We start from the raw sequence: 18,802 nt of genomic DNA on the forward strand, positions 1-18,802 counted from the left end.
CTGAATTGGGGCAGCGCTCGTGAGTGGCTACACTGTCGCGTCGGCGGCGATCCGCCGCCGACAGCGACTGACTGATATCAGATCCCGCCACCACTATCGCTCCGAAGGCTATCCAGATATCACAGACGTAGATTCAGTGCCTACTGGAGAAGATCGTGAGTCTCTCGATGTGATCGACTGATCCCGGTGTAAAACCGGGGTGAAATGCCCTGAATCGCATGATTAGTGTATTAGGGCATCGACGTCATCTGAATCGGCCCTAATGTAAAAATATAGTAAAGAATCTAGAGGAAGGAAAATTTAGACAGAAACAGTAAATCACAGTGCGTATACAACGTTCTCAAACACACTATTCGATACTGCTACTAGTTAGTGTAATTAGTGGAGAACGCTTAAACTACATATGCTCTATTTAAAGCGGTCACCGGCATAAGTGTGATTCTAATAATGGAACGGTCTGCCGTTCGATGGGCATGCTACAAGCACCACTTCCATACAAACTCGTTAAGTCCGGAGTTCGTCCCCGGACGCATCCGATATCCCGGCGTCAATATCCTTTACCTCGAGAGTAAAGCACTCACTATTCGTTCTATTCCAGTTCACTGGTGAACAAATATAGATTGGTTGCATAATATATGATATCATGCATCAAGCACCTTTCGTGTGATAGGAATTTCAAGAACGGTTTCTCATTGGCGCACCACATAGGACAGATGACATTCGAGATATTCAAGCAACGTATCATCGGAGGATCTCCTCCTTGCTCTCGGTCTCGTTTTGGCCGATCGGGATGCCCTCGAGCTTGCTCTCTCACGGCTGGCTAGTCTGGGCTGTCGTCGAAGGAACGCTGTATCAGCGTATTGTGACGCTCGATCGTCCCTGTCAGATGATCTGGCTGACCGGTCGAGTTAGTTCACGACGGGAGAACGTGTGACTCCAGCGGAGTAGCCTCCCACAACTGAATGTTCTTACGGTGACGTAGGTGTGATTTGAGAAGCATGCCCGGGGAGGGCTCCGAACCCTCGATCTCCGCATGTCCCAGGTTCGAGGCTCGGCAGTCCTCGAGGGACACGGAGGCTTCCAAGGCGAAACCGCACCGAATCTCTGAACCCTATGAGTGCGGCGCTATGTCCAGCTAAGCCACCCGGGCTCGAGTAGGAGTAGTGGCGTCTATTTCTTTAAGCTTCTCATTCGAATCCGCCGTGCAACGCGGACCCACGGATTTATCACACGGTGTTACTAACTCCGGAGCATGAGCGTTCCTGGTATCGTCACCGCTACTCTCGACGGCGAGGAGATCGCAGCACGCGTCTCCCTCGGCGGCGACGACGAGCTTTTCATTACGCCGACGCGGACTATCGTCTATCGTTCCGACGGCCTCCTGAGCGACGAATCGGCAGACGACTACCCACACGACGCCGACCGGCTGACCCTCTCGGAAGGCCGGCGCAAGACGAAGTTCGTTTTCGAGTACGCCCTTGAGGGAGAACAAGCGTTTACGGTTCCCTCGAGCGTGACCGACGACGTGCTCCACCCCGTGCTCGCCGGCGTGTTGAGCGGAAACGGGATCACAGAACCCGGCGAGACGGTCGTCAAGACCTACCGCTTTAGCGAGCTGACCCTGATCATCACGAGCGAACGGCTGGTGAAACACATCGGGGGCGCGGTCTGGGACGAAGACTACGAGGAGTACCGCTTCGAGGGCGTGACGAACCTCGACTTCGAGGACGGCAGCGTCGCGACCCAGATCGTCCTCACCGTCGACGGCCGCCCTGAGCGGATCAAAGCCCCCAACGAAGAGGCAAACGATCTCCGGGAGCGGCTGAAACGCGCACTCTTCGAGTATCACGACGTCAGTTCGCTCGAGGAACTCAACGAGACGGTTGGCGAAGACGACGAGGACGACAGCCGCGAGACATCGGTCGATTTCGGCGGCGGTGTCGACCCGCTCGATGCCGATCCGCCGGAACCGGACGACGGCGACCGCGATACGCCGGCACGCAACGGCGACGACGCCCAGTCGGCTGATCCACTCGCCGACAGTGGGTCCGACGGTGTCGCGGCCGCTGACGCGGGACGGCAGTCGAACACAACCGATGGGTCGCAGGCCCAGTGGGCACACGCGACGGAGACAGCAACCCGCGACGACAGCGACAGCGCGGCAACCGCTACGAACTCCGACTCGTTCTTCGAGGAGAGCGGCGAAGCGGACACGGCCGCCGATACTGATGATCCTGCGCGACGCACCGACGAGCCCCATCCCGACCTCATCGAGCGACTCGAGTCACTCGAGGCGGCAGTCGAGCGGCAAAACGAGATCATCGAGAAGCAAGGGGAGACGATCGAGCAGTTGATCGCGGAGCTTCGGCAGGGCCGGTAACACGCGGCGACAGCGACCGGCGACGGCTTCGATTTACTCTCGGCCAGTCACTTTTCGGATACACGAGGAGCCGAAGGGCCCGAGTTCGCCGGCCTCGAGATCGATGAAGTAGCCGGTCGACAGCCCGGAGCCACAGCGTTTGCAGGTAAAGTCGCCCTCTTTCGTGATGACGTCTTGGTCGAAGCTGACGTACTGGCGGCTTTTCGGGCGGACGATCCCGTCATCGCGCTCGATCAGCCCGCGGAGTTCGGCCTGATCGAGGATCGTGCGCGTCACTGTCGGATCGGTCGTGACCGTCTCGATCCGGTCGATCACCGCGGCCAGCGAGAGCGATTCGTGCTCGAGTCGCGCGAGCAACGCCAGGCCGAGTTCGACGCGGTCGTCAGTTATTGCAGCATCGCCGTTCCGTCCTTCCGCGTCCGCGGTGTGCTCCTCGTCGCGATCCATCTATCAGTGGTCTCATCTCGGCGTGAATAAACGTGTTTACCTCGGAGAGCTAGCCACAGAGTCACAAGGCAAGAACGCTGTTGCCGGTTCCCACGGCGTGAGAATCCACCAGTTGTTGATACTGTCGCTGTCCTCTCTTTCGAGCGAGAGCAGGATCCGACCGGAGCGAGACTCCGGCGACCGCACCCCAATGACCAGAATAACGACCGACGGCACACCACGAACGAGGACCGATCCACTCACGCTGGCGAGTCTACGTGAGAAGGGCGATGGCTGCACGGTCACGATTCGAAACGACTACCGAACGCAGCTGGAGCTCGACGGGACACCCCGTGATCGATAGATGTTTGGACGACAGCTCGAGCAAGAGATCCTCGCGGCCCTCGTCGACGAGGGGCCGCTGTCTGCCGTCGATCTCGCTGCGATGCTCGACGAGCATCCGCTGACGGTCGAGCAAGCGTGCGATCGCCTCTGCGAACAGGGTGACATCCGGTCGGTCGGCAGCCGCCGGTACGAACTCGTCGCGTCAGGACGTCACCAACTCACCGACGCGGAACCGACACGGAGTGGTTCGGGTAGCTCCGATCTGAGCGGCCTGGCGGACTGATACCCGATTCGACCGACGGTTGGTTTCTTGATTGGCACCTCGCTTACTCGACCCAGACAGTCTTTCGGTTGACGAACTCGAGCATCCCTTCTCGCGCGAGTTCGCGGCCGTAGCCCGATTCCTTGACGCCGCCGAACGGTACTCGCGGATCGGACTTGACGAGTTGATTGACGTAGACACAACCGGCGTCGATCTCGCGTGCGAGCCGTTGGCCACGCTCGCGGTCGGTCGTCCAGATGCTCGCGCCGAGTCCGAACTCCGTGTCGTTGGCTTTCTCGACGATCGCTACCTCGTCGTTGATTTCGTAGACGGCGGCGACGGGGCCGAATGTCTCCTCGCTGTCGGCCGGACAGCCCTCCGGGATGTCGGTCAGCACGGTCGGCGGGTAGTACGCGCCCTCGCGGTCCATCGGCTCGCCGCCCGTGAGCACGTCGGCACCGGCCTCGACGCTCGCCTCAACCTGCTCGTGGAGGTCGTCCATGAGATCCGCTCTGGCTTGAGGACCGATGTCGGTCCCCTCATCGGTCGGATCGCCGACGGTGAGTGACTCGATCTCGTCGACGAATCGCTCGAGGAATTCGTTGTAGACGTCGGTGTGGACGAGAAACCGCTTGCCGGCGATGCAGGACTGGCCGCCGTTCTGGTTACGCGCCCACGCGCCGGTTTCGGCCGCGTCGTCGATGTCAGCGTCGTTGAGGACGATGAAGGGGTCGCTCCCTCCGAGTTCGAGGACCGACTTCTTGAGCTGGTCGCCAGCCGTCGAGGCGACTGCCCGGCCTGCGGGGCCGCTTCCGGTGACGGTCGCGGCTTTGACGCGCTCGTCCTCGATGATATCGTCGACCAGATCCGAGGGGATCAACAGCGACTGGAAGACGCCGTCGGGATAGCCGGCCCGTCGGAACACGTCCTCGATGGCCTGTGCACAGCCGGGGACGTTCGAGGCGTGCTTGAGCAGTCCGACGTTACCCGACGTGAGATGCGGGGCTGCGAAGCGAAACACCTGCCAGAACGGGAAGTTCCACGGCATCACCGCCAGAATCGGGCCGAGCGGATCGTAGACAGTCTTGACGTCCGACCCCGGCGAGCTCGCGTGGGAATCGGCCTCGAGATAGGCGCTTCCGTGTTCCGCGTAGTGGTCACAGACCCACGCACACTTCTCGACCTCGGCGATCGCCTGCGAGATCGGCTTTCCCATCTCGCGGGTCATCGTCTCTGCGTAGTCGCGTTTGTTCTCGCGGAGGACGTCGCCGGCTGCCGCGAGCAGTTCCTCCCGCTCGCGGATCGGTCGGTCACGCCACTCCTCGAAGGCCGTCGTCGCTCGCTCGAGGGCATCCTCGACGTCGGATTCGGTCTGTGCTTCGATCGTGTCCTCTCGCTCGCCAGTGGCCGGATTGATTACCTCCATACCCATGACTGTGTATGTCGAACACGATTAGTGTTTCCGCGAACGGAGCGGTGACCGCAACTGTAGTCGACTCGACACTCGTCCGACTGCAGAACCCGGTCCCGGAGATACAAGTACGCGAGTCAGCACAGTTCACTCATGCCAGAGATCACATCGGTCGACTCGCTCGAGTCGACGCCACACGCCGAGGTATTCGACACCGACGCACCACGAACGGTTCGCCTTCAACTCGAGGCGGACGAACGCATGCCGAAACACCGCCATCCGGAGTCGAACGTCGTATTGTACGTCTTGGAGGGGACACTCGCGCTCACGCTCGGGGACGACAGCTACGACCTCGAGGCGGGTGACGTCGTCCGCTTCGATGGGGACCAGGATATCTCGCCGCACGCGCGCACTGAGTGCGCGTCGTTGCTCGTCTTCGCGCCGAAGACGGACTCTTAGCCGACGGTCGTCGCGACGCCTTTCGTCTGTCGGTAATCGCTGTCGAGGATCGCCTCGAGTCGCGACACGATCGCCTCGCGGTCGTCGCCGTACCACTCGACTGGGTCTTTGACCGGGACGACCAGAAAGCCACGGCCGCGGATGTCGGTGGCGTGGAGGTCGTCCATCTCGAGGTCGAGCCGATGTCGCTGGGTCGTATACTCTCGGAGGACGTGGTCGGTCGCGCGAGCGCCGACCGGCAGCAAGATGTGTGCGTTGATCGCGCGCAGTTCGGCGTCGAAAAAGCGCTCGAGCGTCGCGTAGTCGTCGTCTGTCGGCGTCTCCCCGTCCGGCAGGCTGCACATGTGGATGTAGCTCAGAAAGCAGTTCTCGAGGGTAGGTTCGTCACGCGGACCGCTGGCGAAGTCGACTGTCCGCAGGACGTCCTGAATCGCACGTCCGCTCTCGGTTTCAGTAAACGGAACGCCGGTAGATTCGCCGCCGTGGACGCCGGGATAGTCCCCGATCACGTGAAAATCGGCATTGGCGTCACCGTAGCCGAAGACCGCCGGTCGATCGTCGGGATCGGAGCGGTCAAAGGGTGGCTCGAGTCCGAACGGGTTGCTCGTCCTGTCGGTCACGTTTTGCACACTGGGAGAAAGCGGCGAGCAGTCAAAACGACAGCGGTCGGATCGGGATCGGTGATCGAACGGCGGTGGACTTATGGTTCGTTCGTCCGTGTTCTGTCGCAGATGTATCAGACGGGTCACTACGGTGGCGCGCTCGTGGCGTACACGCCACTTGGGACCGTCGTCGGCCTGCTGGGATACGGCGAACTCGCCATCGTCGGCGGCCTCGTCTGTGTGGCGCTGTCGACGCTGCCAGACGTCGATCACCGACTCCCGCTGATCGACCACCGCGGAGCGACTCACACGATCCTGTTTGCGCTGACCGTCGGCGTCGGCCTCGCCACACTGGCTGCCGTCCTCGTCGGCACGGCCTCCGCGTTCGTCGAGACCGGCATCGGGAGCTTCGCGTTTCTCGTCGGCGTAGTGTCGATCGGCTCCCATCTCCTCGCGGACGCGCTGACACCGATGGGAATTCGGCCATTCTGGCCGGTTTCGAGCCGTCGGTACTCGCTTGCGGTGACGACGGCCGCCAACCCGGCCGCCAACTATGGCCTGTTCGGGCTGGGGATTACAGCCGCCCTCGTGGGGCTGTCGCTTGTTATCGTCCTCGGGTGACGACGAGGCTGCCGACGAACGTCACGAGGAGCGCGGCTGTGGCGGCGAAGTAAGGTAGCTCGAGTGCGGGGTTGACCGCCTGCCGGCCGAAAAAGAGGACGAGAACGACGAGCGGCGGCGCGACGAGCAGCGGCGCGACGGACTGGCCGGAGAGCCGACGGCGACCGACCATCGCGGCGACGATTGCTGCACCGAGCAGTGTGAGCGTCACGGCGTACTGAATCAGTTGCATCGTCGGCGAGTACGTCTCGATGCCGGCATCGACGGCGGGGCTGAGGACCACGTGGGCCGGCAACGCGACGATTCCGAGCGCGAGTGCGCCGGTGACGTGGGTCGTCGTCAGTCGCGATGCCCACACGAGGACTGTCGCGACGAGGAACAGCGTGAAGATGGTGACAGCCGTCCAGAAGTGCAGTGACAGGATGTCCATCGTGTACTGCGTGACGGTTTCGCGGCCGAGTGCGACCTGGACCGGCGTCAACACCATCCCGAGGACGACCAGTCCGGTGACGCGCCGGTCGACGTCGGGCAGTCGCCAGGCTGCAAGCGCCGAGCCGATGATGGCGAAGCCGGCGAACATGGCGACGAAGCGGTGGAACCACTCGTAGAAACTCGGCAGGTTCGCCGGAAACAGGTTGTACGGGCCAGCATCACACTGGGGCCAGTTCGCCTGACAGGCCAGGCCGGAGCCCGTTGCTTTCGCCGCAACACCCAGCAGGATCGTCGCCGCAACCAGCGTGAGCGTCGCAGTCAACAGGTGCGGGTAACTGAACCGATCGATCAGCGACTGAACTCTCGAGGCGGGCGTGTGATTGTCGTACGACACGGGCGTTCACGGAGGGATTAGAACGGACCATACTTAGGTTGACCGAGTCGTTCGGTTCGGCGGGAAGCAGTCCGGATCGTCAGTCTGTGCCGCTCAGATGGCTGGCGTCCGGCGGACAAAGTCAAGTAGCCTTGTACGCCCCTCGGGAATCTCTTTCTGATCAGTACAGTGTAGGGTTGTCGAGATATCACTTAGAATTCATCACAGCCACCATTAGTCGAGGGCTACCTCTTCGTTCGGAGGTGCTCCGAGAACAACCACGGCAACTCCAGTTAGTGCGACCAACAACATTGTTCTCCCCCATAAGTATTTTTATTAAAAATACATAATATGGTATAAATTAGGGCGAGAGAGGTGTTCACCAGTTAACGATGATTTAGGGCAAGACTATTATTTCACTGCCTAATTAATGGGAATCTTACTATATTTCTTCTCGCTTAGATCCGAGTACAGTCTGGTGAGAAGTATGAAAATAAGATGGGTAAAAGGTAGGAAGCGTGCGGCGGCACTGATGGGGGTTCTCCTCATTGTAGTGGCGGGGGTCGGCATAATCACGCTCGGGGGCGTTGCGGTTGACAACCCGTTCACAGTGGACGACAGTAGCACGGACACCCCCACGACCTCCGGAAGCGAAGGTGCCGCGGACGAGGAGGCCATCCCGGCGGGCGAAGAGAACTCGACGACACCGCCACCCACGACAGCTGAGTCCGACCCTGAACCCTCGGACGACCAAGTTGAGGATAGGTCAGGGGTCAACTTCGTTCCAGGTGTCAGGGATTTCAACGTTTCAACAGAAGTGTTTGATGAGTCCAGCCCTGACGTCGAAGACGGCTTTGTAACCCCAGGCGAACATAGGCTACTCCGGTTTGATATGATCATCTACAATATGGGAGACACGGATGCCGAATTAGGCCGTCCTGAGAACCGCCCGGATCTATTCGAATATTCGGAATCCCATGGTCACGCGCACTTAAAAGGTTTCAATAAATATATACTGCTTGACAAATCAGGTCAGAGGACGGGTGCGGTGAGAAAACAGACATTTTGTCTTCGGGATCTGTACCAAACCCGTTCAACCGCCAGGAGTAGTTCCCAGTTCGATTGTGAGTATCAAGGGATTAGTGCCGGGTGGGCTGACGAGTATGACGCGTCTCTGCCCGGTCAATACATTGTTATTGACGATCTCCCTGATGGAGAGTACACACTGCAAGCCACGACGAACGCAGCAGGCACGATTGACGAGACTTGCGACGGCGATAACACCGTTCGGGTTGACCTTAGTATAAAAAATGATATAGTTACGGTCCATACTTCACAAAGCCACTATGTGAGACCATCTGCTTGCTGAGAGATTTAGACTTCTCTTAGGATTATAACATATATAGTTCAACATGTATTTTTAAATGTAGAATATCAATCAATCGTTCAGTCATTTTCGATTCCCGTTTTCGAGTATTCAACTATAACTGCTATGTATGATGTCTCCACAGTTCAACTCGAGATGCGACCTACCAAACTCACTCGGCGCGGGTTCGTCGGAGGTATCGGTCTACTCGCCGGAACCGCAGCAACCGGGACAGCTGTCGCACGACGACGGCGGAAGGGCCAAAGCGGTGGTTCATCGGGCTCTCTTGAGTCGTTATCGGATGCAGAACGAGCAGGCATTCGCTACATGCGTGAGGAAGAAAAACTCGCTCGTGACGTCTATCTCACATTCTACGAGGAATGGGGGCTGACGATCTTCGATCGGATCGCGAATTCGGAACAGCGACACACGGACGTGATCAAGAATCTGATCGATAAGTATGGCCTCGACGACCCATACCGCGATGCGATCGGGTCGTTCACGAACGACGAACTCCAGTCGCTCTACGATTCACTGGTGGCACGCGGTCGCGAATCGCCAACGGAGGCACTCATAGTCGGCGGACTCATCGAAGAGACCGACATCGTCGATATTCAGGACTTCATCGACCAGACCGACAACGACGACATCATCACCGTCTATTCCAACCTGATAGAGAGTTCGGAGAACCACCTGTCCGCGTTCGTCGACGTGCTTGCAAAGCGCGACATCGACTACGAACCGCAGGTTCTCTCTCAGGAGACCTACGACCGAATTGTCGCGTAAGCGGGTTCGAGCGTTACGACTCGAGCGTGACCCACTCGCCGCGGTCGTCGCTCTCCTCGATCGCGTCGAGGACCCGCTGAGCGCCGAGGCCGTCCGCGAAGCTGGGTTCGTACTCCTTGCCATCGGCGACGGCACACAGGAACTCGTAGTTCTCGTGGACGAACAGATGCTCCCAGCCGATGACGTGGCCCGGCGGCCACCAGTGGTCGATGTAGGGGTCGGCTTCGTCGGTGACCAGAATCGTCTCGTAGCCGCGATCGCCGGCGCGGAGCACCTCGAGTTCGTTCAGCCGCTCGAGTGAAAATCGCAGACTGCCCTCGGAGCCATGGACCTCGATCGTGTGGTCGTTCTTGTGACCCGTCGCGAAGCGTGATCCCTCGAGCGTACCCATCGCGCCGTTTTCGAACGCGAGTTGGGCCGAGTAGGCGTCGTCGACGGTGACGGGGCGAGTTTCGGGGTCGGCATTGTCGACCGTGTCTTCGGTCGGGCGCTCCTCGACGAACGTCCGTAAGTGGCCGCTGACGCGTTCGATGTCGCCTGCGAGGTCGTCGCTGCCGACGAGAAACCGCAGGAGATCGACCGTGTGCGCGCCGAGATCTCCCAGTGCGCCCGACCCGGCCAGTTCCGCGTCGTTGCGCCACGACCACGGGGCCTCGGGATCGACTAGCCAGTCTTGGAGATAGCGCCCGCGGATGTGATGGATCTCACCCAGTTCGCCCGCTTCGAGCAGTTCCTTGGTATACTGGATCGCCGGCACGAACCGGTAATTGAACGCACACCCCGCCGGAACGTCGCCGCCGGCCTCGCGTGCTGCGTCGGCCATCACCTCGGCCTCGTCGAGCGTCGGCGCGAGTGGCTTCTCACAGAAAACCGGGGTTCCCGCTTCGAGGGCGGCGACCGACGGCTCGCGGTGGACGTGGTTCGGCCCGAGGTTGTAGAAGACGTCGACCTCGTCGACGACGTCGCGCCAATCGGTCGCGGTCGAGTCGAAGCCAAGTCGCTCGGCGGCGTCGGCCAGCGCCGACTCGGTTCGGCCGATCAGGACGCTGCGTTCGATTTCGGGCGCGTCCGGGAAGAACATCGGCAGCCGCGCCATCGCGTTCGCGTGTGCTTTGCCCATGAACCCGTAGCCGAGCACGCCGACCTCGAGAGGCATGGACAGGCGTTCACCGGCCCGGTAGTTAGCGCTTTGTGGTGCGACAGCCGGGGGTGGTTACGACTCGTCGGTCTCGAAGCCGCCGCGGTGGACGATTTCTGCGAGCGGCTTGCGGTCGCTGGGCTGTTCGCGCGCTTGCAACTCATCAGGGAGCGTCTCGGGCGGTGCGCGCTCGCCGATCGCGACCATCGCTTCGACGGCGAACTCCTCGGGAACCTCGAGTTCGGCGGCCGCACGCTCGTAGTCAAAGCCAGCCATCCCGTGGATGGCCAGATCGCGGCGTGCGCCCTCGAGCGCGAGGTTCTGCCAAGCGGAACCGGTGTCAAAGGAGTGAACCGGGGCCGGTTCGCCGTTGTGGTCGAACGTCGTCTTCGAGACGATCACGGCGAGTACGGCAGCGTCGGTCGCCCACGCCCGATTCCCTTCGGAGAGGAGGTCGACGAAGGTGTCCCACTCGTCGTCCTCGCGACTTGCATAAATGAACCGCCAGTGCTGGTTGTTGAACGCGGAGGGTGCCCAGCGGGCGGCCTCGAACAGTGGAAGATACTCGGCTTCGTCGAGCGGTTCGCCAGTCATCGCGCGTGGCGACCACCGGTTGACGAACAGCGGGTCGATCTCGTGGTCGGGGTCGCGGTGGTCGGCAACGTCGTCGCGCAGGTCGTGGCGAGTCGCAGTGGATTCTGCCATCGATCGCTGGTAGGGACCTGCGATATGTATACGTTATCGGACAAACGGGATACCAGGTAACACTCGTGTCGTGGTCATGTCCGCTGATTATACACTGATAACTGTCATGATTCGTGTGTGATAGACACTCGTGACAGCAGAGATCGCTGGGTACTGTGAATCCGGTTGCGCTGCCGTAATCCGGCGCGAAAAACGTGGAGAGAGAAGATCGTACGTCGATCGAGCGATCAGTCGTCGGCCGGCGTCGGTGTCTCGCGTTCGATATCGATGTCGCCCGCGTCGAGGTCCGCCTCGACGTTCCGGGCTGCCTGCACCATGTTCTCCATCTTGCCGTAGGCGACCTCACGGGGCAGCAGCTTCAGGCCACAGTCCGGCGAGACGACCAGCTGTTCCGGCGGGACGATCTCGAGACCCTTCTTGATGTTCTCCTCGATCTGTTCGACCGACTCGACCTCGGCGACGTGGACGTCAGTGACGCCAAGCGCGAGATCGGCAGTGAACTCGGGGTCTTTGAACACGTCGAGCTGTTCGTAGTCGCCGTTTGCGAGTTCGAGGTCGAACTCGTCGACGGGGAACTCGAGGATTTCGGGGTAGATCCGAGAGTAGTCGCCGTAACAGACGTGCAGCCCGATGCGGACGTCTTCGGGGATGTCTGCGACGATGCGCTCTAGGGCTTCGCCGACGATGGCGTGGTCGTCGGGCGTGGTCGCGAGCGCGGGCTCGTCGATCTGGATGTAGCGTGCGCCGGCGTCGACGAGCTTTTCGATCTCCTCGTTGACGAGGTCAGCGAGGGCGTAGGCGAGGTCCGCGTCGTCCTCGTAGGCCTCGTTGAACGCCCAGCTTGCGAGCGTGTAGGGTCCGGTGATCGGGACCTTCACGGGGCGGGATGTGGCGCTGGCGGTGAACTTGTACTCGTCGACGAGCCAGCTTTCGTCGTACTCGACTTCGCTGACGACGGAGGGCTTGTCGAAGTAGTTGTGTCCCCACACCTTGACGGGGCCGTTGAACTCGTAGCCGTCGATGCGGTGGGCGAAGAACTCGACCATCTCGTTGCGTCGCATCTCGCCGTCGACGACGGTGTCGAGGCCGGCACGCTCGTGTTCGTTCGTAATGACGCGAGCGGCGTCGTCTTTCGCTTCCTGCCAGTTGTCCTCGTCGAAGTCGGCCTCGTCGTCCTCGTAGAGCTCTTTCGCGCGGTTGAGCCACTTGGGTTTGGGGTAGGAGCCGACGACGCTCGTCAGCAGGAAGTGGTCGTTCTCGTGATCCTCGGGTCGGAACTGGTCTTTGTTGTCGCTCATGCTGGGGTCACCTCCGCGAGGTCCGCAGCTTCCGCAAGGACCTCGAGTTTCTCGACGTACTTCGCGTAGGGCAGGTAGAACGTCTCCGTGTTCGTCGTCAGGTAGACCGTCTCGAAGTCGGCCGTCTGCAGTTGTCCCTCGACCCATTCGACGCGGTCGCGGATCGCTTCGGCGTCCTCGACGAGGGTGTTCTGGCCGTCAGCGAGGCCGAGTGCGATGTCGTCGGTCGCGCCGTACTCCTGAATGTTGTAGAGGTTATCGTCCTGATCCGAAACGAAGTCGAAGCCGACGGCGTCGATGTCGGCGTCGAGCAGGTGGGCGTAGACCTTCTCCTCGAGTGCGCCCCAGTAGGGGTGGACGACGACGTCGGCGTCGATCGCACTCGCGACCTGGTCGATCGCCTCGCTCGCGCGTTCGTCTTCGCCGTCGTCGGGTGCGTTCTCGACCAGCGAGGGCTCGAGCAAGAAGAGCGTCTCGACATCGGGGAAGGCGTCGGCCTCGTCGGCGAGGAAGTCGGCGATCGCGGCGAGGAAGTCGGCCTCGTCGCCGTAGTGTTCGTCGGTCGCGAGGTCGGCAAGCGAGTAGGGGCCGGGGAGGACGGCCTGCAGATCGTCGCCGTCGGTCAGGTCGGCCGCCGCCTCGAGTTCCGAGGCGATGTCACCGGTGGCTGCGAGGTCGTCGGTGACGACCGGCTCTCGATAGAAGTTGTTGTTGTCGTAGTAGCGGACGATCCCGCGCGTTTCGACGGCGTCGGCGACTGCGAGCGGGTGAGCGAGCATGTCGTCCCAGCGCAGCTGTCCTTCGACGATGCGGTCGAGGCCGGCGTCTCCCTGGACGCCGATCACTTCGTCGCGGGCCTCCTCGTAGACTGCGGTGATCTCCTCACCCTCGTCGCCGCTGATGAGGTCGTGTTTCTGGTGGCCTTTGAGATGCGAGAGGTCGTCTTTCGCCCAGTCCGGGAGCGGATACAGCCCCGGCGTGGTCGAAACGTACTCAGTCATCGTACACCTGGCTAGGCTATACCGACGCTTAATATTTTCCATCCACTGTAATACACTGCAGTAATTCTTGCGGGTTTCGACGTGATCGACGGCTCGAGTTGGGAACGGTGTGAACATACGTCACAGGCAGAGAGACATCGGTTTTGCCATCTGCACTCGAGACTGGCGATAACTGATGCCGTATGAACAGTTCACACATTTCCCGTGAGAGCCTTCAGTCGATCAGTACAGGTAACGGACAGGTCTCAGAGGATACTAACTCAGTCGTACACGTCTGAAAATGAAATCGTCGTTCACGGTCGCCGAGGCGACAATGAAGTCAGAATTAGTTGCGGACGACGTTCGTCGCGCGGGGACCCTTGGGGGCCTGTTCGATATCGAAGTCAATGTCTGTGCCTTCTTCGAGGTCCGGACCGCCAACGTCTTCCATGTGGAAGAACACGTCATCGTCCGCGTCGTCCGTCGAAATGAAACCGTAGCCGCCTGTGTCGTTGAAGAAATCAACCGTACCGTTTGCCATTACACTAATTCAAAGTGCAATCATACGGTTAAGTATTCCGCATTTGTTTTTGAAAGGCGGTAACAACAGTTACAATATCTCGTAATATAGTGTTTGAATAGGCATTTAACCACCATTCGGCAAGAATAAGACCAATAGTGTCTGGTGCGTCACAATGGAGGAAGACTTCCGATATATCCACAGTTCTGCTACGTTGGTGTGGTCCACGCACTCACAGAGTGGGTTTGTAGACAGTCTGGCGTTCAGTTCGCAGACCGATAGTAGCCACTGAACGTTACTACACACCTGATCGCACGACGACCCGGCGTCGTGTGTCACTCGGTTCAGTTGTTACGATACTCACCAGCTGGTTCACCGTAGATCTGGGGTTGTCAACACCAGAGGAAGACTTCTCCGACACCCACAGTATGGCAAACCCGCGTTCGTCATGTCGGCTCCTCAGCGATGCAACTCGAGCACAGTCAGCGTCTCGAAGGGGAACGACTCGTCAGCGACGGCGACAGCGCTAAACCCTTCTTCGCCGGCACGCTCGACGACCGCGTCGACGCCGGTGAGACTGCTAACCAGCAGGTAGACGACGCCGTCGGGAGCGAGCACGCGGCCGACAGCGGCGAGGAACGGATCGATGACGGCCCGGCCGTCTTCACCGCCCGAGAGCGCGTGTTCCATCCAGTCGTCCCACTCGTTTTCGGGGTCTGTCGGCAGGTACGGCGGGTTGAACACTACCGTATCGAACATCCCATCCTGAAACGGAGTGACGAGATCCGCCCGCACCGTTTCGACGTTCGCAGCCCGTGCCTGGCGGACTGCGTGCGGGTTCAAATCAGAGGCGATCACGCGCGCCCCCGTCTCGTCGGCGATTCTGCCGGCGACGTAGCCCGAACCGGTGCCGACCTCGAGCACGAGTTCGTCCCCTGTCAGGCGCGCTGTGGCTGTCTCGGCCAGCAGCTGCGAGTCCTCTGCAGGCTGATAGACGTCCGGTTCTTGATCACGTCGGTCCTCGAGTCCCATCTATCGTTCCTCCGGTGTCGTCATACGCTGTTCCGTGTGGTTATCGGCTGGCTCGGTCCCGGGGGCGTCGGCGACCCGAAAGCCGCCGGTCTCGGCACGGCCGGTGAGTTCACGCTGTGGGTATGGGATCTTGATGCCTTCGGCTTCGAACGCGTCCTTGATCGCGTTGATCGCGGCGGTCCGGGCGTTCCAGTAGCGTCTGGCACTCGGTTTGTCGATCCAGAACCGAACCCCGAGCACGACTGCGGAGTCGCCGAAGGACTTGCCGACGACCTGTGGAGACGGTGCCGCCAGCACGTCGTCGACCTCGCCGATCGCTGCTTCCGCGAGGTCGGCAGCCCGTTCGACGTCGGCCTCGTAGTCGACGCCGACCTCGACCTCGATGCGGAGTCGGCCCCGCCTCGAGCGGTTGGTCACCATACTCGTCGAGATGACGTCGTTGGGGATCATGATGTACTCGCCGTCGAACGAGCGGATGCGGGTATTGACGATCGAGATGTCGGTGACGATTCCCTCGTTGTCTTCGACTTCGATCCAGTCGCCGATCTCGAACGGCCGGGCGAACATCAGGACGAAGCCCGCAAGCACGGTTCCGAGGGTCTGACGGGCAGCCATACCAATGACGATACCGAGAAACCCGGCCCCGACGAGGAGGCTTCCGAGGTCCTCGATCCAGATCCCCAGAACGACGACCAGCGAGACCGACCAGATGATGACCTGCGTGATGCGGTGAGTGATCTCGCGCTGGTGGTCGGTCACGGCCGCGGCCGATCCCAGGACCTCCCGAAGCACGCGACGCACGAACCGCGTGAGGATGACCGTGCCGATCAGCAGGAGAAACGAGAAAACCGCCTTTACGACGATGTCCCCGCCGAGTTCGAGGTTCGCGTACTGCCGCTGGACGGTCGCGGTCTGGTCCCAGACGCCGACCAAGACGGCGAGGCTCACCAGACAGGTGCCGGCGAGCAAGGCCATCGACACGATGTCGGCGTACAACGGCTTCGTCCGCTCGGCGAGTCGCTCGTGGAGCCGTCGGTAGGAGAGCAAGACGGCAAGGACGAGTCCGGCCGCCAGAAGCGACACTACGAGTTTCAGCTCGGTGGTCGGCACCGCCTCCGACAGCCAATCGAGCCCCGTCAGTAGTCCGGCCATACGTTCGTCTCTCCGACCTGTCGTCCGCGCAGCTTTGAGTATCCGTTGGTTGGGCCCGATCGGCTCTATCGTCGGGGAAATCCGAACAATTCGGGCTCGTCGGCCGACTCGGGCTTATACTACTGGACAGCAGTCAAGACGACGCCGGTCGCGAATTTGCGGCCGACACCTGCGGGGACGGCCACATACATGCGACCGGCGTCACGTCGGTCTGTCCGGCAGTATTAGTCGGCGTCAGGCTCGCCGACCTCCCACGCGAGCTGAGCCAGCGCAGCGAACTCGGCAGGTGCCATCGCACCGGCTCGCTTCTGGAGGACGTCGTCATCGGCCGCGTCGACGACTGCTTTCGGTTCTGCGAGCCCGGAGATGTGTGCCGTGTTCCGGATCGCGTTCCGGATCGTCTTCCGGCGCTGGGTGAACAGCGCCTTGACGAACCGCAGGAAAAACTCCTCGTCGTCGACCTCGTAGTCGGGCTCGCGTGGGACCGCGCGAATCACTGCGCTCTGGACCGCCGGCGGCGGCGAAAACGCCTCCTTCGGGATCGACTCGACGAGTTGGATGTCCGCATAGTGCTGGCTCGAGACCGAGAGCCGGCCGTACTCGCTCGTTCCGGACTCGGCGACCATCCGCTCGGCGAACTCCTGCTGGAACATCAACACGAGCGGCTTCCCCTCGGGAAACAGCCGGAAGGCGATCTCGCTCGAGACGCCGTAGGGCAGATTTGAGACCGACGCCGAGAAGTCGGGCAGGTCGACTGCGAGAGCGTCGCCTTCGATCACGGTCAGTTCGCCGGCCGCGATTTTGTCGGCGAACTCCTCACGCAGGAACGCAGCGAGGTCGGGGTCGCGTTCGACGACAGTTACCTCGTCGCCGACCGCGAGCAACCGATCGGTCAGTACGCCCGTTCCACCGCCGATCTCGAGTACGTGGCTCGTGTCGGCGTCGATCTCCTCGAGATACGTCGGTAGCCGGTCGAGGACGCGATCGTCGACGAGAAAGTGCTGGTCGTGGTCCGGATCGCCGCGGATACCCGCCCGGGCGATCAGTGCGTCTGGATCTCTCATTGCCGTCGCTATGACGAGAAGCGGTGTAAACGCACTGTCTTACACGTGCCTTTTTGCGCCTCGGGTTCGCTCGCGGTGCTCGCTCACTGCTCACCGCAAAAACCTACGCTAAAAAGGCCGCTCGCTCCCGATGGTCGCTCACGGGTGCTGCACTTGCAGCCTGACTGCAGTGGGAATTGCTCCGATCTAGATGAACACGCCCGCGATGCCAACGAATTCGCCGCCGACAAAGCCAGTAACAGGTAGTAATCGTCCTTGCCGGTCCACTCGAGTCTTCTCGAGCTACCTATGCCGGTGGAAAATAACTCCCCTCTCGGGTAACAGACTCGTTACTGGTTCTGTTCTTGTTCCCGTCGGCCCACGAACGTCTGATATTTCAGATCGTCGTCGCGCAGTTCCTCGAGAATCCGCTCGACGAGAATGTCGTCGGGATCGTGCAGGCCGGAGACCCGGTCGGACAGCTCCTCGAAGCTCTCGAAGGGCTTGCGCTTGCGCTCATCGAGGATGCTGTTGCGGAGCTTCTTCCCGATTCCCGGCAGCAGGTTCAGCTGGTGGAGTCGCAACGTGATCGGCTGTGCATCGTTGTAGAAATCGACGAAGCGTTCCTCGTTGTCCGTGACGAGATCGGCGACGACGTACTCGAGTTCCGACTGCGCACCCGAAGAGAGGGCTTCGTATTCGACGCGGTGGGCTTCGGTGACGACCTCCCGCTCGGCGGGCGGCTCGACGACGACCTCGCTGCCGATCGTGAGCCGTTCGTCCTCGTCGAACGCGACCTGATAGAGCTGGAAGTCATCAATGCCGACAGCGTACCCTGCCGGTGACTTCGCGTATTGCGGTCGGCCGTCGTCAGACAGCCCGTGTGCGAGGTAATCCAACACGACCGCGCGCCGAACATCCGTTTCGTCGCCATCGGCTTCGCTCATTATTGTTTGTTACGGCGAGGGCGTACTTAAATAGTCGGCTCGCTTTCAAGAGGCGGCACGCGGAACTGCCGCGGTTTCGATACGACTACATCGCATACTGTCGGCCAACGGCTGGAGTCCGGATCGCCGAGCCGATTTTCGAGAGAATCAGTACCCGAACGCCGCTCTCAGACGTACTGTGCGACGACGTTGAGAATGTCGTCGAGTTCGTCCCCCGACAGCGAGTAGCGCTGCTGTGCGTACACCGACCGGAGTTCGTCCCGGTCCTGTGGCAGGAGGTTGGCGATCTTGTAGGCCGTCGGTTCGTCGACCTTCTCGAGGTCCTGGAGGTCCTCGACGAGTGTCTGGGCCTCCTCGGGCTCTAAGACGGCGAACCGGTTGGCGTGTTCGATCGCTCGCGCGAGTTCGTAGCGCAGCTCGCGATCCTCGTCCAGCGCGCGTTCGGCTTCGATGTCGGCGAGCAGCTCCTTCGTCTCCGAGACCGTCAGGAACTCCTCGTCGACGATCTCTTTGAAGATCGTCAT

The 18,802-nt window shown here is 60.9% G+C and carries 20 protein-coding genes and 1 tRNA gene; 6 read left to right on the forward strand and 15 right to left on the reverse strand.

Features of this window, described 5'->3' with window-relative positions; genetic code table 11:
• Positions 1–999: 999 nt before the first annotated feature.
• Positions 1,000–1,150 (reverse strand) — tRNA-Met (locus E2L06_RS21830).
• A gap of 102 nt (positions 1,151–1,252) precedes the next feature.
• Between E2L06_RS21830 and E2L06_RS09325 the strand changes: the two genes are divergently transcribed.
• Positions 1,253–2,380, forward strand: a complete 1,128-nt coding sequence (locus tag E2L06_RS09325; protein WP_138780782.1) for a hypothetical protein — start codon at positions 1,253–1,255, stop codon at positions 2,378–2,380.
• A 33-nt stretch (positions 2,381–2,413) separates the two neighbouring features.
• On the opposite strand, the gene E2L06_RS09330 is transcribed toward E2L06_RS09325, so the two are convergent.
• Entirely contained in the window at positions 2,414–2,827 is a 414-nt protein-coding gene (locus E2L06_RS09330; RefSeq protein ID WP_138780784.1) for a DUF5830 family protein, read from the reverse strand.
• A 343-nt stretch (positions 2,828–3,170) separates the two neighbouring features.
• Between E2L06_RS09330 and E2L06_RS09335 the strand changes: the two genes are divergently transcribed.
• Positions 3,171–3,434: a MarR family transcriptional regulator gene (locus tag E2L06_RS09335; protein WP_138780786.1), complete on the forward strand. Its 264-nt coding sequence runs from the start codon at positions 3,171–3,173 to the stop codon at positions 3,432–3,434.
• Between the two features lie 43 nt (positions 3,435–3,477).
• On the opposite strand, the gene E2L06_RS09340 is transcribed toward E2L06_RS09335, so the two are convergent.
• The gene (locus E2L06_RS09340) at positions 3,478–4,839 is read right to left on the reverse strand and encodes an NAD-dependent succinate-semialdehyde dehydrogenase (protein ID WP_138780788.1); all 1,362 of its coding nucleotides are present in this window, start codon (positions 4,837–4,839) and stop codon (positions 3,478–3,480) included.
• A gap of 138 nt (positions 4,840–4,977) precedes the next feature.
• On the opposite strand from E2L06_RS09340, the gene E2L06_RS09345 reads away from it, so the two are divergent.
• The gene (locus tag E2L06_RS09345) at positions 4,978–5,283 is read left to right on the forward strand and encodes a cupin domain-containing protein (protein ID WP_138780790.1); all 306 of its coding nucleotides are present in this window, start codon (positions 4,978–4,980) and stop codon (positions 5,281–5,283) included.
• Here the strand turns inward: E2L06_RS09345 and E2L06_RS09350 are convergent.
• A complete protein-coding gene (locus E2L06_RS09350; RefSeq protein WP_138780792.1) occupies positions 5,280–5,912 on the reverse strand; it encodes a uracil-DNA glycosylase family protein in 633 nt (210 codons plus the stop codon). The genes E2L06_RS09345 and E2L06_RS09350 overlap by 4 nt on opposite strands.
• A 102-nt stretch (positions 5,913–6,014) precedes the next feature.
• Between E2L06_RS09350 and E2L06_RS09355 the strand changes: the two genes are divergently transcribed.
• The gene (locus E2L06_RS09355) at positions 6,015–6,506 is read left to right on the forward strand and encodes a metal-dependent hydrolase (protein WP_138780794.1); all 492 of its coding nucleotides are present in this window, start codon (positions 6,015–6,017) and stop codon (positions 6,504–6,506) included.
• On the opposite strand, the gene E2L06_RS09360 is transcribed toward E2L06_RS09355, so the two are convergent.
• Complete coding sequence (locus E2L06_RS09360; protein WP_138780796.1) at positions 6,490–7,332, reverse strand: COX15/CtaA family protein; 843 nt, start codon at positions 7,330–7,332, stop codon at positions 6,490–6,492. The two genes, E2L06_RS09355 and E2L06_RS09360, sit on opposite strands and share 17 nt — an antisense overlap.
• 409 nt (positions 7,333–7,741) lie before the next feature.
• On the opposite strand from E2L06_RS09360, the gene E2L06_RS09365 reads away from it, so the two are divergent.
• Positions 7,742–8,680 carry a lysyl oxidase family protein gene (locus E2L06_RS09365; protein ID WP_249361404.1) on the forward strand — a complete coding sequence of 313 codons (939 nt, stop codon included), beginning with the start codon at positions 7,742–7,744 and terminating at the stop codon, positions 8,678–8,680.
• Between the two features lie 324 nt (positions 8,681–9,004).
• Entirely contained in the window at positions 9,005–9,463 is a 459-nt protein-coding gene (locus E2L06_RS09370; protein WP_171052334.1) for a DUF2202 domain-containing protein, read from the forward strand.
• A gap of 13 nt (positions 9,464–9,476) precedes the next feature.
• Here the strand turns inward: E2L06_RS09370 and E2L06_RS09375 are convergent, their stop codons facing one another.
• From E2L06_RS09375 to E2L06_RS09420, 10 genes are all read right to left on the reverse strand, one after another.
• Positions 9,477–10,619, reverse strand: coding sequence for a Gfo/Idh/MocA family protein (locus tag E2L06_RS09375; protein ID WP_138780800.1), 1,143 nt, complete (start codon positions 10,617–10,619; stop codon positions 9,477–9,479).
• A gap of 57 nt (positions 10,620–10,676) precedes the next feature.
• The gene (locus E2L06_RS09380; RefSeq protein WP_138780802.1) at positions 10,677–11,306 is read right to left on the reverse strand and encodes a nitroreductase family protein; all 630 of its coding nucleotides are present in this window, start codon (positions 11,304–11,306) and stop codon (positions 10,677–10,679) included.
• 227 nt (positions 11,307–11,533) lie between these two features.
• Entirely contained in the window at positions 11,534–12,604 is a 1,071-nt protein-coding gene (locus E2L06_RS09385) for a methionine synthase (protein WP_138780804.1), read from the reverse strand.
• The gene (locus tag E2L06_RS09390; RefSeq protein WP_138780806.1) at positions 12,601–13,605 is read right to left on the reverse strand and encodes a 5-methyltetrahydropteroyltriglutamate--homocysteine methyltransferase; all 1,005 of its coding nucleotides are present in this window, start codon (positions 13,603–13,605) and stop codon (positions 12,601–12,603) included. Before E2L06_RS09390 ends, E2L06_RS09385 begins: the two co-directional genes overlap by 4 nt.
• A 325-nt stretch (positions 13,606–13,930) precedes the next feature.
• Entirely contained in the window at positions 13,931–14,125 is a 195-nt protein-coding gene (locus E2L06_RS09395) for a cold-shock protein (RefSeq protein WP_008012129.1), read from the reverse strand.
• 438 nt (positions 14,126–14,563) lie between these two features.
• Complete coding sequence (locus E2L06_RS09400) at positions 14,564–15,136, reverse strand: HemK2/MTQ2 family protein methyltransferase (protein WP_138780808.1); 573 nt, start codon at positions 15,134–15,136, stop codon at positions 14,564–14,566.
• A complete protein-coding gene (locus E2L06_RS09405; RefSeq protein ID WP_138780811.1) occupies positions 15,137–16,288 on the reverse strand; it encodes a mechanosensitive ion channel family protein in 1,152 nt (383 codons plus the stop codon).
• Between the two features lie 224 nt (positions 16,289–16,512).
• Positions 16,513–17,352: a 16S ribosomal RNA methyltransferase A gene (locus E2L06_RS09410; protein WP_138780813.1), complete on the reverse strand. Its 840-nt coding sequence runs from the start codon at positions 17,350–17,352 to the stop codon at positions 16,513–16,515.
• Positions 17,353–17,681: 329 nt separating this feature from the next.
• Positions 17,682–18,278, reverse strand: a complete 597-nt coding sequence (locus tag E2L06_RS09415; protein ID WP_138780815.1) for a DUF655 domain-containing protein — start codon at positions 18,276–18,278, stop codon at positions 17,682–17,684.
• A 167-nt stretch (positions 18,279–18,445) separates the two neighbouring features.
• Positions 18,446–18,802 (reverse strand): RNA polymerase Rpb4 family protein, encoded by a 357-nt coding sequence (locus E2L06_RS09420; RefSeq protein WP_138780817.1) that lies wholly within the window; start codon positions 18,800–18,802, stop codon positions 18,446–18,448.

It is taken from the genome of Haloterrigena sp. H1 (assembly GCF_005938085.1).
Taxonomy (GTDB): domain Archaea; phylum Halobacteriota; class Halobacteria; order Halobacteriales; family Natrialbaceae; genus Natrinema.

Bases quoted from the DNA above. Each gene is read 5' to 3' on its own strand.
- E2L06_RS09415 (WP_138780815.1), bottom strand. From the start codon at position 18,278: ATGAGCGAAGCCGATGGCGACGAAACGGATGTTCGGCGCGCGGTCGTG.
- E2L06_RS09365 (WP_249361404.1), top strand. From the start codon at position 7,742: ATGGGAATCTTACTATATTTCTTCTCGCTTAGATCCGAGTACAGTCTG.
- E2L06_RS09335 (WP_138780786.1), top strand. From the start codon at position 3,171: ATGTTTGGACGACAGCTCGAGCAAGAGATCCTCGCGGCCCTCGTCGAC.
- E2L06_RS09370 (WP_171052334.1), top strand. From the start codon at position 9,005: ATGCGTGAGGAAGAAAAACTCGCTCGTGACGTCTATCTCACATTCTAC.
- E2L06_RS09385 (WP_138780804.1), bottom strand. From the start codon at position 12,604: ATGAGCGACAACAAAGACCAGTTCCGACCCGAGGATCACGAGAACGAC.
- E2L06_RS09375 (WP_138780800.1), bottom strand. From the start codon at position 10,619: ATGCCTCTCGAGGTCGGCGTGCTCGGCTACGGGTTCATGGGCAAAGCA.
- E2L06_RS09355 (WP_138780794.1), top strand. From the start codon at position 6,015: ATGTATCAGACGGGTCACTACGGTGGCGCGCTCGTGGCGTACACGCCA.
- E2L06_RS09380 (WP_138780802.1), bottom strand. From the start codon at position 11,306: ATGGCAGAATCCACTGCGACTCGCCACGACCTGCGCGACGACGTTGCC.
- E2L06_RS09390 (WP_138780806.1), bottom strand. From the start codon at position 13,605: ATGACTGAGTACGTTTCGACCACGCCGGGGCTGTATCCGCTCCCGGAC.
- E2L06_RS09420 (WP_138780817.1), bottom strand. From the start codon at position 18,802: ATGACGATCTTCAAAGAGATCGTCGACGAGGAGTTCCTGACGGTCTCG.
- E2L06_RS09325 (WP_138780782.1), top strand. From the start codon at position 1,253: ATGAGCGTTCCTGGTATCGTCACCGCTACTCTCGACGGCGAGGAGATC.
- E2L06_RS09395 (WP_008012129.1), bottom strand. From the start codon at position 14,125: ATGGCAAACGGTACGGTTGATTTCTTCAACGACACAGGCGGCTACGGT.
- E2L06_RS09345 (WP_138780790.1), top strand. From the start codon at position 4,978: ATGCCAGAGATCACATCGGTCGACTCGCTCGAGTCGACGCCACACGCC.
- E2L06_RS09330 (WP_138780784.1), bottom strand. From the start codon at position 2,827: ATGGATCGCGACGAGGAGCACACCGCGGACGCGGAAGGACGGAACGGC.
- E2L06_RS09400 (WP_138780808.1), bottom strand. From the start codon at position 15,136: ATGGGACTCGAGGACCGACGTGATCAAGAACCGGACGTCTATCAGCCT.
- E2L06_RS09410 (WP_138780813.1), bottom strand. From the start codon at position 17,352: ATGAGAGATCCAGACGCACTGATCGCCCGGGCGGGTATCCGCGGCGAT.
- E2L06_RS09405 (WP_138780811.1), bottom strand. From the start codon at position 16,288: ATGGCCGGACTACTGACGGGGCTCGATTGGCTGTCGGAGGCGGTGCCG.
- E2L06_RS09340 (WP_138780788.1), bottom strand. From the start codon at position 4,839: ATGGAGGTAATCAATCCGGCCACTGGCGAGCGAGAGGACACGATCGAA.